Source organism: Cellulosilyticum sp. WCF-2 (assembly GCF_003990395.1).
Taxonomy (GTDB): domain Bacteria; phylum Bacillota; class Clostridia; order Lachnospirales; family Cellulosilyticaceae; genus Cellulosilyticum; species Cellulosilyticum lentocellum.
In genome coordinates this window covers 4,400,611-4,414,315 of record NZ_CP034675.1, presented here as the reverse complement: position 1 = coordinate 4,414,315, position 13,705 = coordinate 4,400,611, and the positions used below count along the sequence as shown (strand labels likewise).

The following is a 13,705-nucleotide window of genomic DNA, read 5'->3' as shown; positions in this document are numbered from 1 at the left end:
TTAAAATAGTTTGATATTAAGTGGTACAAGTAACGCATAATAAAAATAGTAATACCATATGTAAAAAAAGCTAATAAGCCTAAGGAACATTGTAAAACTTATGATATGAGGGAGATGGTAGTGTGTCTACAGAAAAATTGAGTCGCGTGTTGCAACGTGCATTAAATGGAGAAGAGATAACAGTTGGCTTTTTAGGAGGCTCTATTACACAAGGCTGCAATCCAAGTTTACCTAAAAATGCCTATGTAGAAAGGGTTTATAAATGGTTTCAAGAAACGTTTCCAGAAACAAAAATTAATAAAATTAATGTTGGTGTAGGTGCTACGGGTTCTTTAATAGGTGTGCATCGTGTAGAAAAAGATTTATTAGTTCATAAACCAGATTTGATATTTGTCGAATTTGCTGCTAATGATGTACCACCAAAAGAGAAGACTAACCTTTCCTATGAAAGCTTAATAAGACGTATTTTAACTACCTTGGAAGATACAGCAATTGTTGAGATTTTTATGACATTAGAAGATGGTACAAGTGCAGAGGAAGAACAAGCAGCTATTGCTAAATATTATGGTATACCCACAGTAAGTTATAGACAAGAAATCTTTAAAGAAATTAACAAAGGTACATATACTTGGAAGGATATTGAGACAGACGAAGTCCATCCTAATGATAGAGGACATGGGATTGTTGCAGAATTGGTAACAAAGTTACTAAAGGAAGCTATGACTAGTCCTGTATCAGAAGATAAGCATTATGAGATACCACAGACACCTTTAAATGAGGCCCCTTATGAAAAGGGACAGCTTTTATCCTGTAAGGAAATAGGATTCATTAAGGAGGTAGGTTTTGAAGCTAGCGATGAGCAGTTTAGAACTATAGGGGATGGCTACAAAATGCAGAGGGATGCTAAAGAGGCAGAATTAGTATGTGAATTAGAAGGTAGTCATATTTTTCTCCTTTATATTAAAGGGATTGAGGATATTAGAGGAAAGGTGATGATTACCATTGATGATGAACCTACCAATATACTAGATACTTATTTTGATAAAGGGTGGGGAAATTATCCTGAAACTTATCCTATTTTAATGAATGGTGAATACAAGAAACATAGAATTACCTTAACTGTGATGCAAGCACCTGAAAATCAGCTAGTAAGCATACTAGGGTTTTTAGTTTCTTAAGTCAATATAAGCTAATAATAAAATATAACTTGAAGGAGATGGGGTATGGGAATCAAGTATTATGAAAGTGAACGAGCATTTAAATTAGACACACCACAATCAACTTATATGATAGGTATTGTTGATGAAGAGGATTTTATAGGTCACATTTATTATGGTAAAAGGATAGAGGATTATCATTTAAGTTACTTATTGAGGACTAATGAAGGCCCTTATGTACCTAGTAAGAATAATAGAGACAGGGGAAGTTTCTTAGATTGTTTTCCGATGGAATATTCTACTCATGGCATTGGAGATTTTAGAGAGAGCTGTTTAGGTGTGAAGACTTCAAAAGGTCACAGTGCTTGTAGTCTAGCTTATGTGGATCACACTATTTATAAAGGGAAAAAAGCACTAGAGGGGTTACCAGCAACTTTTGGAAAAGATAACGAATGCACTACCTTGGAACTCATTTGTAGAGATAAGCTTCTACAATTAGAAGTTGTATTAAGCTATACTGTCTTTGAAAACTTAGATGTTATTACAAGAAGCACCAAAATAACGAATAAGCATACAGAGACTATAACACTTACTAAAGCTTTATCCGTATGTCTTGATATGGACAATAAAGACTTTGAACTACTTACCTTACATGGCTCTTGGGCTAGAGAACGTCATATGCAGCGCCGAAGAGTAGGATATGGTAAACAAGGTACTTCTTCTATAAGAGGAGAATCTAGTCATCAAGATCATCCATTCATGGCACTTTTAACAGCAGATGCTACAGAGGATAGAGGAGAGGTATATGGCTTCCATTTTGTATACTCTGGTAATTTTATGGCTCAAGTAGAATGTAATCAGTTTGACACAGTAAGAGCAGTCATGGGAATTGAACCTACAGATTTTAGTTGGAAATTAGAGGAACAAGCTAGTTTTACTACACCAGAAGTTGTTATGGTCTATTCGGCTGAAGGACTAGGGAAAATGAGTAGAACACTTCATGACTTGTACCGCAATCATTTGATTAGAGGTATATATAAGGACAAAAAGCGACCGATTTTAATTAACAACTGGGAAGCAACTTATTTTGATTTTGATACAGATAAATTATTAGCTATTGCTAGAGAAGCTTCAGCATTAGGTATAGAAATGCTAGTGATGGATGATGGCTGGTTTGGCACTAGAAGTAGCGATAATTGTGCTTTAGGTGATTGGCAAGTTAATGAGGAGAAAATTAAAGGTGGTTTAAAATATCTAGTAGATGAAGTGAATAAGCTAGGTATGGCTTTTGGTATTTGGTTTGAGCCAGAAATGATTTCACCAGATTCGGATTTGTATCGTGCACATCCAGATTGGGCTATTGCAGTGCCAAATAGAGAAGGGACTTTATGTCGTAACCAATACGTATTAGATTTATCCAGAAAAGAAGTAAGAGATTATGTTTATGAATGTTTAAGAAAGGTATTAAGCAGTGCTAATATTACCTATGTCAAATGGGATATGAATCGTCCACTAACCAATATAGGAAGCTATTATCTAGAGGCTAATCAGCAAGGAGAACTTTATCACCGTTATGTGTTAGGTGTTTATGAACTCCAACAAAGATTAATTGATGAATTTCCAGAGCTACTTTTAGAAAACTGTTCTGGCGGTGGTGCGAGATTTGACCCGGGTATGCTTTATTATAGTCCACAGATTTGGTGCTCTGATGATACGGATGCTATTGAACGGTTAAAGATTCAAGAAGGAACAGCCCTTATTTATCCCTTATCAGCCATAGGTGCTCATGTAAGTGATTGTCCTAATCATACAGTTGGTAGAACAACACCTTTTGAAACAAGAGGCTATGTAGCTTTATTAGGTACGTTTGGTTATGAATTAGATGTTACACGCATTCCAGAAGAAGATAGAGCTATGATTCCACAGCAAGTAGCTATGTATCATAAATATAATGACTTAGTGAGACAAGGTGATTATTACCGCATTGCTTCTTGTAGTCAAAATCATATGTATGATTGTTGGTCTGTTGTATCAAAAGATAAGAAAGAAGTACTCGTAACCTTCGTTCAAGTCATGGCAAGACCGAATTATCGTAGTAGAAGGATTTACTTGAAAGGGTTAGATACAAAGGCATTTTATCGTATAGAAGGTAGTGAAGAAGTCTATGCAGGAGATGCTTTAATGTATGGAGGGCTTAATATTCAAAGTATATTTGGAGACTTTAAAGGACAACTCATTCATTTAATCGCAGAATAGCAGTCGGAGAGGTGGCAAAGATGAAGCGAATAGAAATTATTGAAAATGGCATTTATATGATCCTAGAAATAACAAAAGAGGAGCAGGTGAAGCTATTACATTTTTCAGCTGTACCTTTTAATGAAACGGATATTGTATCAGAACGAATTCATAATGAGGCATTTAATCTTGTAGAGTTAAACTTATCAGGCATGGATAAACCTTATGAAAGACATGGAAATAAATATATTGTGACCGCACCAGGTTATCGAATGAAATATAATGGCCTTAAGGATGAGAGAAATGAATTAGGGAGAAAAATTGAGATAACAACGTATGATGAGGCATCAGAGGTGTATGTAACAACTCATATGCAATTTTATAATCAGATTTCAATCGTTCGTTTTTGGAATGAGGTTACTAATAAAGGTAAGAATCCTCAAACTTTAGAGTATATCTCTTCGTTTAATTATACAGGTATAGAGAAAGAAGGATTACTGCCAAGAGATGAAAAAATGCGCATCCATGTGCCTCATCATTCATGGCAAAGGGAGATGAATTGGCAAACTTATACTTTACCAGAAGTAGGCTTAGAGCAAGTACAGCCTACAATTGATCAGAGATCTTCTAATGCTTTAGAGGTCACTAACGTAGGAAATTGGTCTAGTAAAAAATATCTGCCTATGGGTTATTTAGAAAATACAGAAGTAGGAAGTAGCTTATTCTGGCAAATAGAACATAATGGTTCTTGGCATTGGGAAATAGGAGATCAAAATGGTCACTTTTATTTAAATATTTGTGGGCCAGATGAATTAAATGCTCATTGGTTTAAGGAGCTTGGCATGGGAGATACATTTACTTCTGTACCAGTAGCAGTAGGTGTAACTAATAAAGGCTTTGATGAGGCTATGGGAGAATTAACTAGGTACAGGAGGGTGATCAGAAGGCCTAATAAAGATAATGAAGAACTAAAAATCATATTTAATGATTATATGAATTCTTTATGGGGGGATCCCACTACTGAGAAAGAAATCCCATTAATTGATGCAGCAGCGAAGGCAGGTTGTGAATACTATTGTATTGATGCAGGGTGGTATGCTGATGGAAACTGGTGGGATAATGTAGGCGAGTGGCAAGAATCAAAGCAGAGATTTCCTAATGGATTAAAAGAAGTAACAGATTATATTAGAAAAAAAGGGATGATACCAGGAGCATGGCTAGAGTTAGAGGTTATGGGAATTAACTGTCCAAAGCTTAAAGAACTAGATGATACTTGGTTTTTCATAAGGCATGGAAAAAGAGTATACGATCGAAGCCGGTATCAATTGGATTTTAGAAATGAAAAAGTAAGAAATTATGCCACAGAGGTTATAGATAGGCTTATTAATGAATATGGCATTGGCTATATTAAGATGGATTATAATATTGAGCCAGGAATAGGAACAGAATATGAAGCTGATAGCGTGGGAGATGGTTTGCTAGAGCATCAAAGAGCATATCTTGCTTGGTTAGATTATATTTTTGAAAAATATCCAGAGCTTATTATTGAGAATTGTTCTAGTGGTGGACTTAGAATGGACTATGCGATGCTTGCTCGATATAGTATTCAATCCACTAGTGACCAAGAGAACTATCTTCAATATGCTACTATTGCAGCTAATGCACCAACAGGTGTAACGCCAGAACAAGCAGCTGTCTGGTCATATCCTTTAGAGGAAGGTGATAAAGAAGAAGTTGTATTTAATATGGTTAATTCATTGCTATTACGTATTCATCAAAGTGGTCATTTAGCGCGATTGAGTAAAGAGAGGGGAAGCTTAGTAAAGGAAGCACTAGATTATTACAAGACAATCAGACAAGATATAAAGATTGCAACGCCTTTTTGGCCATTAGGTTTATCGCATTTTAAAGATGAATGGGTCTGCCTAGGAATGAAAACCGAACATAAACTTTACATAGCCGTATGGAGACGACAAGGAAATAAAGCAACAAAAGAAATCCCATTAATAGGATTGGTAAATAATAAAGTAAGCATAAAATGCACTTATCCTAGCTATGCTTCCAATCAATTTGAGTGGCAGGAAGCTAGCCAAAAGTTAACCATTACATTAGAACCAAATACAGCACGTTTATTTGAGATCGAAAAGGAATAAATAAAAATTCAGTATATATTGACAAATTATTCGGGTGAAAATATACTTAGCTTAGCTAAAAAAAGATAGCTTAAAAAAGTTAATAATTTATTTGAAAGAGATTTTGTGCTAAAATATGACATGAATGATAATCGTAGATGAAAATACAAATAAATGCATGTGGCTAGAGGTAATGGTTTTACCAATAAAATATAGGATGTAAGAGGGACGGAAAGGCGGAAATCGATATGGCAAAAGCAGTAAAGCTAGAAGATATTGCTAGGCGCATAGGTGTAAGTAATGTAACTGTATCTAAGGCTTTGGCAGGTAAAAGTGGTGTCAGTGAAGAATTAAGACAACGTATTAAAGAAATAGCTGAAGAAATGGGATATAAATCAGTATCTACTCAAAAAGCAAAAGAAAAAAAAGGAACAGGTAATATAGGCGTATTAATTCCTTGCCGTTTTGTTGATGGTAATACCTCCTTCTACTGGGCAATTTATCAAAATGTAGTCACCAAATTACAAGCAAAAGGTTATTATGCTATTTTAGAGCTTTTAAACATAGAAGATGAGGAAAGCCTTGTTCTACCTAAGATGATACAAGACGCTAAAGTGGATGGCATAATAGTGATTGGTCAGGTACGTAATGAGTATTCTCAATGTATTTGGAATAATGGTAGTGTACCTACTATTTTTCTGGATTTTTATGATACACATATGGAATATGATACAATTATTACTGATGGCTATTATGGTATGTATATGCTTACTGATTATCTCGTAAAGATGGGACATAAGAAAATTTATTTTGTAGGAACACCTTTATCTACAAGTAGTATCACAGACCGCTTTTTTGGATATCAGAAGGCACTTATGGAGAATGGTATTACTATGGAGCCTCATTGGCTTGTTAAAGACAGAGAGTGTGGAGCTAATCAAGACTTAGCAGTGAATATCCCTGACGATTTACCAACAGCTTTTGCATGTAATAGTGATTATACAGCTAACTTTTTAGTGTCTAAGCTAAATGAAAAAGGACTATCTGTACCAGAAGATCTATCTGTTGTAGGTTTTGATAATTATCTATATCCTAATCTGTCTAATTTACAGCTTACTACCTATGAAGTTGAGATAGATAAAATGGCCGAGCTTTGTGTTAAAACATTACTTAGAAAAATTAATCGTAAAGATTATGTTAAAGGGGTTCAAATTATTACAGGTCACATGGTTATTAAAGATAGTGTAAAGATGATAAAATAATTAATGAATAAAAAAGTTCCTGATAGTTATGTTAGCTATCAGGAACTTTTTTTATTCATCTAAGAATTCTAAGCTATCAGGATGATATTTTTTGCGATAGGTAATAGGGGTTACCCCGGTGTTCTTTTTAAAGAGATTAGTAAAATGGTTAAGGTTATCTATACCTACAAAAGTAGCAATTTCATATACTGGCTGTTGAGTATTTCTAAGAAGTTCTTTTGCAACCTGCAGACGCTTTTGAATAAGATAATTAATGGGAGAGGTATGCAGGTAGGTGGTGAAGTCCCTAATAATTTTATATTTACTAACATGGTATGTATCTGCTAGCTCATCTAAGTTAAAGTGGTCCATATAGTGAGTATCAAATAAATTTTTAAGTTCAGATAGATACTTTGGCATGGCTACTATTTGGCTTGAATCTATTTCTTTACTCAGAATCAGTTCTGTAAGTAAATCGGTAATTAACTTTGAAATAATAAATTCAGCTAACTTAGGTGTATCCTTATTAAAGTTAATTAGGTGATTTAAAATTTCAGGCAAGTGTGAGATAGGTGAAATAGGACATAGTATATACTCATCTTGCTGAAAGTGTGTATAGTAGGCTGCACTATTAGCACCCTTAAAAATGATATATTTGAATTGCCAGTGACTAGATTCAAATATATCTAGCTCAAAAGGAGCATTACAATCAATCCACATAACAGTGTGAGGTTGAAGTTGATAAGTCTGATCTTTATAGGTGAGCTTACCTTTGCCCTCAACAGTATATAGCACTAAATAAGCATCAAAAGGTGCAAATTTTAAGTGAAATGGAAAATGAGCTTGCATAGTATCAGCTAATAAGAAGTAATTGAGATGCTGTTTAGCAAATGAAGATACATTAAAAGAGTTAGGTATAGATTGATAAAACTGAGGTGGAGCTGATAGTATGATTGTTTCGTAATTAATAGTGTTTGACATCATAAAACTCCTTTCGGTAAAACAAGAGTTGAATGATTAAATTATAAAATATCCGAATATAAAAAACAATATCGTACAATAAAAAAATTAACTTGTATAAAAACTAAAATTAATTTATAAAAAGAGGAAAACAAAATTATACATAGTAAACCAATAGTGGCATAGAGTTAGACAAAATCCTAATAACTAAAAAACTAACAATTTGAAAAATAATTCGCCTATGATTAAGTGTAATATAAACAAAATTTGAAATATATTAAGGAAAATGCAAATATAAGTGAATGACTTTAATTAACCAATATTATATAATTAATTAAAGTAAAAAATTAGCTAAAATTAAAGTTTAAACATAAATGGAAATAGAGATTATTTTGTGTCAAAACCTATTTATGTTGGTTTAAGAATCAGTTCTATAAAAGGAAAAGGTTAAACCCAGTTTAAAACAATAAATGATACTAAAAAGGAGAATGACTATGAGCAAAATCAAATTAATTTGTCCAGAAGTAAGTAACATGCCGTGGCAAGATAAAAAAGAGGAACCAGTTCAAGCACCTATTTGGCGTTATAATGAAAATCCAATTATCGGAAGAAACCCTGTTAAGAATGTAGCTAGAATTTTTAATAGTGCGGTTATCCCTTATGAGGGCGAATTCATTGGAGTATTTAGAGGAGAACAAACTAATGGTATACCCTATATTTACTTAGGTAGAAGCCAAGATGGTATTCATTGGAATTTTGATGAAAATAAAATTAACTTTGTAGATGAAGAGGGCAATGCCTTTATGCCAATCTACGCATATGACCCAAGACTTGTAAAGGTAGAAGATACATATTATATCATTTGGTGTCAAGATTTCTATGGAGCAGCTATTGGTATGGCAAAAACGACTAATTTTAAAACCTTTGTTAGAGTAGAAAATCCATTTTTACCTTTCAACAGAAATGCTGTTTTATTCCCAAGAAAAATCAATGATAGCTTTATGATGCTATCTAGACCTAGTGATAGTGGACATACACCATTTGGAGATATTTTTGTTAGTGAAAGTAAGGACCTTGTATACTGGGGTAAACACAGACATGTAATGAGCCGTGGTAAGTCATGGTGGGAATCACTTAAGATTGGCGGAGGTGCCGCACCTATTGAAACAAGTGAAGGCTGGCTTCTTTTCTATCATGGTGTATCTGGTACTTGCAATGGTTATGTCTATAGCATTGGTGGGGCCATCTTAGATATTGATAATCCTTCTATTGTGAAATATAGATGTGAAAACTTCTTATTAACACCAGAAGAATGGTATGAAGAAAGAGGTTTTGTACCAAATGTAGTATTCCCATGTGCAACTATTTGTGATTCAGCTACAGGTAGAATTGCTGTTTACTATGGTGCAGCAGACAGTTATGTAGGCTTAGCCTTTACAACAGCTGATGAGATCGTTGCTTATATTAAAGAACACAGTGCGGTAAGCAATGATGATACAGAAATTGGAATGAGATAAGAAAAGAGAAGGTGATACAGTGTTTGTTGCAGAAGTAAAAGAGCATCTAGTAAATGGTATTATTCCTTTCTGGAAAAAACTAAGAGATAATACATATGGCGGCTATTATGGTTACATGAATTATGACTTAGAATTAGATCAAACAGCAATAAAAGGATGTATTTTAAATAGTAGAATTATGTGGTTTTTCTCTAATGCTTATCTAACTTTAAAAGATGAGAGCCTATTAGAAGAAGCGACACATGCTTTTGAATTTATGAAAGCCCACTGTATAGATTATAAATATGGTGGTGTTTACTGGATGCTAGATTATAAAGGCAATCCAGTAGAAGATATGAAGCATACTTATAATCAAGCTTTTGCTATTTATGCTTTATCATCTTATTATGTAGCCAGTGGTAATAGCGAAGCACTTGATTTAGCCATGGGATTATTTCATAAAATAGAATCTACTTGTAAAGATGAGTATGGATATTTAGAAGCTTTTGATAGAACTTGGGAGCCTATAGACAATCATAAATTATCAGATAATAAGCACATGGAGGGTGAAGGTAAGGTAGCAGAAAAAACAATGAATACGATTTTGCATGTGCTAGAAGCTTACACTGAACTTTATCGTGTAGGAAAAGATGTTGAGGTAGGAAGATGTCTAGAAAAGCTATTAGAGATGACAGAACTAAAAGTTTATAATAAAGAAAAAAGACAGCTTGAAGTATTTTTTGATACACAGCTTCGTTCTATAGCAGATATGCATTCATACGGGCATGATATCGAAGCAGCGTGGTTATTAGATAGAGCAGCTCTAGTGCTAGGAAATCAGGATATCATAGATAGGACCAAAGCTTATACTGTTCCAATTGCTTACAAGGTAAAAGAAGTAGCATTTGAAAAGGGTGCCCTAAATAATGAAAGATTTAATAATGACATTGATAAAACAAGAATCTGGTGGGTACAAGCAGAAAGTGTTGTAGGATTTATAAATGCTTATGAAAAGACTCAAGATGTCGCTTTTCTAGAGGTAGCAAAAGAAATATGGCAGTATATTAAAACATACTTTATTGATAGCAGAGCACACTCTGAATGGTATTGGCAAGTAGATGAAAATGGTAGACCTAATAAGTCGTATCCAATTGTTGAACCTTGGAAGTGTCCATATCACAACGGTAGGATGTGTTTAGAGGTCATCAGGAGGGATATTAATGTTTAAAGAAAATTACATTAGAGAATTAGCAAAGTATGAGGCTTTAGTAACAAAGCCAAATAGGCCAATCGATGAATACAATGGCATTTACACACGTTATGAAAACCCAGTACTTACTAGAAGTCATGCACCTCTTTTATGGCGTTATGACTTAAATCCAGAAACTAATCCATACTTTATGGAACGTTTAGGGATTAATGCTGTATTTAATGCAGGTGCTATTGAATTAGATGGTAAATTTTATGTTGTTGCCAGAGTAGAGGGAAATGATAGAAAATCATTCTTTGCAGTAGCAGAAAGTCCTAATGGTATTGACAACTTTAGATTTTGGGATTATCCGATTTTACTTCCAGACACTGAAAAAGATGAAACTAACGTTTATGATATGCGTCTTACTAAACACGAGGATGGCTATATTTATGGCGTATTCTGCTCTGAAAGTAAAGATAAAGAAAATCCAGATTTATCTGCAGCAGTGGCACAAGCTGGTATTGTACGTACGAAAGATCTTAAGACTTGGGAGCGACTTCCTAATCTTAGAACATCATCAGCACAGCAAAGAAATGTAGTACTTCATCCAGAGTTTGTTGATGGTAAATATGCTTTCTATACAAGACCACAAGATAGCTTTATTGATACTGGCAGTGGTGGAGGTATTGGCTTTGGACTTTGTGAAGATATCACTAATGCCTATGTAGCAGAAGAAAAAATCACTAGCAGAAGAAGATATCATACTATTACTGAAGTAAAAAATGGTGCAGGTGCTGTACCAATAAAAACAGAGAGAGGCTGGATTCATATAGCACATGGTGTGCGTAATACAGCTTGGGGATTAAGATATGTCATTTATATATTTGCAACAGCGCTAGAAGATCCAACAAAAGTAATAGCTGAACCATCAGGTTTCTTTATTGCACCTTATGAGTTAGAGATTATAGGTGACGTAGGAAATGTGGCATTCACTAACGGCGCTATTGCAAGAGATAACGGAGATGTTTATATTTATTATGCTACGGCAGATACTAGACTTCATGTAGCGACTACAACTATTGATAGGCTCATTGACTATACTTTTAATACACCTGAAGATCCTCTTCGTTCAGTAGATTGTGTAGCACAAAGATGTGCCTTAATTAAGAAAAATTTAGAGTTTATAAATAAGTAATAAAAAGCACATTCTATACAGGAAGTCCCAAAATATAGAATGTGCTTTTTGTGTGAGAAAATTTATCTTATTTTTATAAAAGTATAAAGTAATTTATTCCAAATTGTAGTAAAATAAAGGTAGAAGTACCAAAACAGGAGGCTATTATGTTTAAGATTATACCTATATATAAAGATTATTTATGGGGAGGAACTAAATTAAAAACAGCTTATGGAAAACAAAGCGATTTAGATATCGTGGCAGAAAGTTGGGAGCTCTCAACTCATCCAGCAGGCACTTGTCTTATAGAGGTGAACGGTCAAAAGCAAAGTCTAAAAACATATATTAAGGAACAGGGAAAGAAAGTCTTAGGCAGCAAATGCAATGTTGAAGATGAAATACCTATATTAATCAAACTTATTGATGCGAAAGATAATTTGTCTGTACAAGTTCATCCAGATGATGCTTATGCTAAACGTTATGAAAATGATTTAGGTAAAACAGAAATGTGGTATGTACTAGAAGCAGAGGAAGGCGCCAAGTTAGTTTATGGCTTTAAAAAAGATTTGACACCTGAACTATTTGAGCAATACATAGAAGAGAATACGTTAACGGAAGCACTTAATTTTGTTGATGTACATAAAGGGGATACCTTTTTCATTACACCAGGTACAATGCATGCTATAGGTAAAGGAATTGTAATTGCTGAGATTCAACAAAGTTCTAATGTAACCTATCGTGTATATGATTATGGTAGAGTAGGGGCTGATGGTAAACCTAGAGAGTTACATGTTGATAAAGCAAAACAAGTGACAAAACTGACTAAAGCAGAAGAAAGCTATGTTGCTTACACTATGAAAGAATGCGAAGGATATAGTATAGGTGTATTAGCAGAATGTGACTATTTTAAGGTGCAACGTATTGATTTGAAAAGTCAGATTCATTTGGTAGCAGATACTAAGTCATTTCACGCGTTATTAGTGACAGAAGGTAGTATAACGGTTAAAAATGAATTAGAGGTATTAAGTGCTAGTAAAGGAGATAGCATATTTATACCTGCAGCTACAGGTTCTTATCAGGTAGAAGGACGAGGTGAAATTCTTTTATCTACGTTATAAAGGAGAGGAGCATCTATGATGAAATCACTTGACTATATAAAGGGAGTAACTTTTGGCTATTTAACACCTAGGGGAAAATATGCGACAGAAGCTGCAAAAGATTCTTTAAGAAAGATGGTAGAAGAAACAGAAGCTAATACCGTTGTTTTGGCCATAACCGCATGGCAGAAGGGACCTCATGTAGAAGAAGTCCTTTACAAAGGGAAACCTATTCCAGAGAATCTAGAAGTTAAAGAAATGATTCATTTCGCTAAAAGTTTAGGGCTTCGTGTTATTTTAAAGCCCATGGTGAACTGTATGGATGGTACTTGGCGAGCTCACATTAATTTTTTTGATATGGATGTCCCTTGTGAACCTAAATGGAGTAATTGGTTTAGAGGATATACAAAATTTATTTTAAATTATGCGCAGCTTGCAGAAGAAACTCAGTGTGAAATGTTTATAATAGGTTGTGAACTGGTGCAATCAGAGAAAAGAGAAACTGAGTGGAGAGAAATCATACGAAAGGTTAGAGAGGCCTATAGTGGTCTATTAACTTATTGTGCAGATAAATACCAAGAAGGACGAGTTAAGTGGTGGGATGCAGTAGATGTTATTTCTTCAAGTGCATTTTATCCTATTAATATTTGGGATGAACAATTAAAAAGAATCGAGCAAGTAGTGAAAAAATATGAGAAGCCATTCTTTTTCGCTCAAGCAGGATGTATGTCTTGCGCAGGAGCAAGTCTTATTCCAAATGACTGGACTTTAGTAGGAGAATTAAGTTTAGAAGAACAAGCACGTTATTATCAAGTGATGTTTGAAAAATGTTATGACCAGTCATGGATAAGAGGGTTTGGTTTATGTAGCTGGAATGCAGAGCTTTATAGGAAAGAATTAGGTAAGCAAGATACTTCATATGATTTGTACGGTAAACCAGCAACGGATGTTGTTAAGGCTTTCTATTCTAGGGAAATAAAGTAAATGAGACAAATAAGGTTACTAATAGTTTGAAAAATAA

At 34.2% G+C, this 13,705-nt stretch carries 10 protein-coding genes; 9 read left to right on the top strand and 1 reads right to left on the bottom strand.

Annotated elements, in window-relative coordinates; genetic code table 11:
• The first annotated feature begins 122 nt into the window (after positions 1 to 122).
• The 4 genes from EKH84_RS20070 to EKH84_RS20055 all read left to right on the top strand — a co-directional run bounded on the left by EKH84_RS20070 (position 123) and on the right by EKH84_RS20055 (position 6,786).
• Entirely contained in the window at positions 123 to 1,178 is a 1,056-nt protein-coding gene (locus EKH84_RS20070; protein WP_127067661.1) for an SGNH/GDSL hydrolase family protein, read from the top strand.
• Between the two features lie 45 nt (positions 1,179 to 1,223).
• Complete coding sequence (locus EKH84_RS20065) at positions 1,224 to 3,413, top strand: alpha-galactosidase (RefSeq protein WP_127067660.1); 2,190 nt, start codon at positions 1,224 to 1,226, stop codon at positions 3,411 to 3,413.
• Positions 3,414 to 3,433: 20 nt separating this feature from the next.
• Positions 3,434 to 5,545: a glycoside hydrolase family 36 protein gene (locus EKH84_RS20060; RefSeq protein WP_127067659.1), complete on the top strand. Its 2,112-nt coding sequence runs from the start codon at positions 3,434 to 3,436 to the stop codon at positions 5,543 to 5,545.
• A 227-nt stretch (positions 5,546 to 5,772) separates the two neighbouring features.
• Positions 5,773 to 6,786: a LacI family DNA-binding transcriptional regulator gene (locus tag EKH84_RS20055; RefSeq protein WP_013658332.1), complete on the top strand. Its 1,014-nt coding sequence runs from the start codon at positions 5,773 to 5,775 to the stop codon at positions 6,784 to 6,786.
• 51 nt (positions 6,787 to 6,837) lie between these two features.
• Here the strand turns inward: EKH84_RS20055 and EKH84_RS20050 are convergent, their stop codons facing one another.
• Positions 6,838 to 7,746 (bottom strand): helix-turn-helix transcriptional regulator, encoded by a 909-nt coding sequence (locus EKH84_RS20050; protein WP_190283411.1) that lies wholly within the window; start codon positions 7,744 to 7,746, stop codon positions 6,838 to 6,840.
• A gap of 473 nt (positions 7,747 to 8,219) precedes the next feature.
• On the opposite strand from EKH84_RS20050, the gene EKH84_RS20045 reads away from it, so the two are divergent.
• From EKH84_RS20045 to EKH84_RS20025, 5 genes are all read left to right on the top strand, one after another.
• Positions 8,220 to 9,242 (top strand): glycoside hydrolase family 130 protein, encoded by a 1,023-nt coding sequence (locus tag EKH84_RS20045; RefSeq protein WP_127067657.1) that lies wholly within the window; start codon positions 8,220 to 8,222, stop codon positions 9,240 to 9,242.
• A 19-nt stretch (positions 9,243 to 9,261) separates the two neighbouring features.
• Positions 9,262 to 10,449 carry an AGE family epimerase/isomerase gene (locus EKH84_RS20040; RefSeq protein WP_127067656.1) on the top strand — a complete coding sequence of 396 codons (1,188 nt, stop codon included), beginning with the start codon at positions 9,262 to 9,264 and terminating at the stop codon, positions 10,447 to 10,449.
• Positions 10,442 to 11,608, top strand: coding sequence for a glycoside hydrolase family 130 protein (locus EKH84_RS20035; protein WP_190283410.1), 1,167 nt, complete (start codon positions 10,442 to 10,444; stop codon positions 11,606 to 11,608). The genes EKH84_RS20040 and EKH84_RS20035 overlap by 8 nt, the downstream gene beginning before the upstream one ends.
• A gap of 146 nt (positions 11,609 to 11,754) precedes the next feature.
• Positions 11,755 to 12,705 (top strand): type I phosphomannose isomerase catalytic subunit, encoded by a 951-nt coding sequence (locus tag EKH84_RS20030; protein WP_127067654.1) that lies wholly within the window; start codon positions 11,755 to 11,757, stop codon positions 12,703 to 12,705.
• 15 nt (positions 12,706 to 12,720) lie between these two features.
• Positions 12,721 to 13,668 carry a glycoside hydrolase family 113 gene (locus EKH84_RS20025; protein ID WP_127067653.1) on the top strand — a complete coding sequence of 316 codons (948 nt, stop codon included), beginning with the start codon at positions 12,721 to 12,723 and terminating at the stop codon, positions 13,666 to 13,668.
• The last annotated feature ends 37 nt before the right edge of the window (positions 13,669 to 13,705 follow it).

Coding starts and splice junctions, on each gene's coding strand:
- EKH84_RS20025 (WP_127067653.1), top strand. CDS start 12,721: ATGATGAAATCACTTGACTATATAAAGGGAGTAACTTTTGGCTATTTA.
- EKH84_RS20060 (WP_127067659.1), top strand. CDS start 3,434: ATGAAGCGAATAGAAATTATTGAAAATGGCATTTATATGATCCTAGAA.
- EKH84_RS20055 (WP_013658332.1), top strand. CDS start 5,773: ATGGCAAAAGCAGTAAAGCTAGAAGATATTGCTAGGCGCATAGGTGTA.
- EKH84_RS20035 (WP_190283410.1), top strand. CDS start 10,442: ATGTTTAAAGAAAATTACATTAGAGAATTAGCAAAGTATGAGGCTTTA.
- EKH84_RS20050 (WP_190283411.1), bottom strand. CDS start 7,746: ATGTCAAACACTATTAATTACGAAACAATCATACTATCAGCTCCACCT.
- EKH84_RS20030 (WP_127067654.1), top strand. CDS start 11,755: ATGTTTAAGATTATACCTATATATAAAGATTATTTATGGGGAGGAACT.
- EKH84_RS20045 (WP_127067657.1), top strand. CDS start 8,220: ATGAGCAAAATCAAATTAATTTGTCCAGAAGTAAGTAACATGCCGTGG.
- EKH84_RS20065 (WP_127067660.1), top strand. CDS start 1,224: ATGGGAATCAAGTATTATGAAAGTGAACGAGCATTTAAATTAGACACA.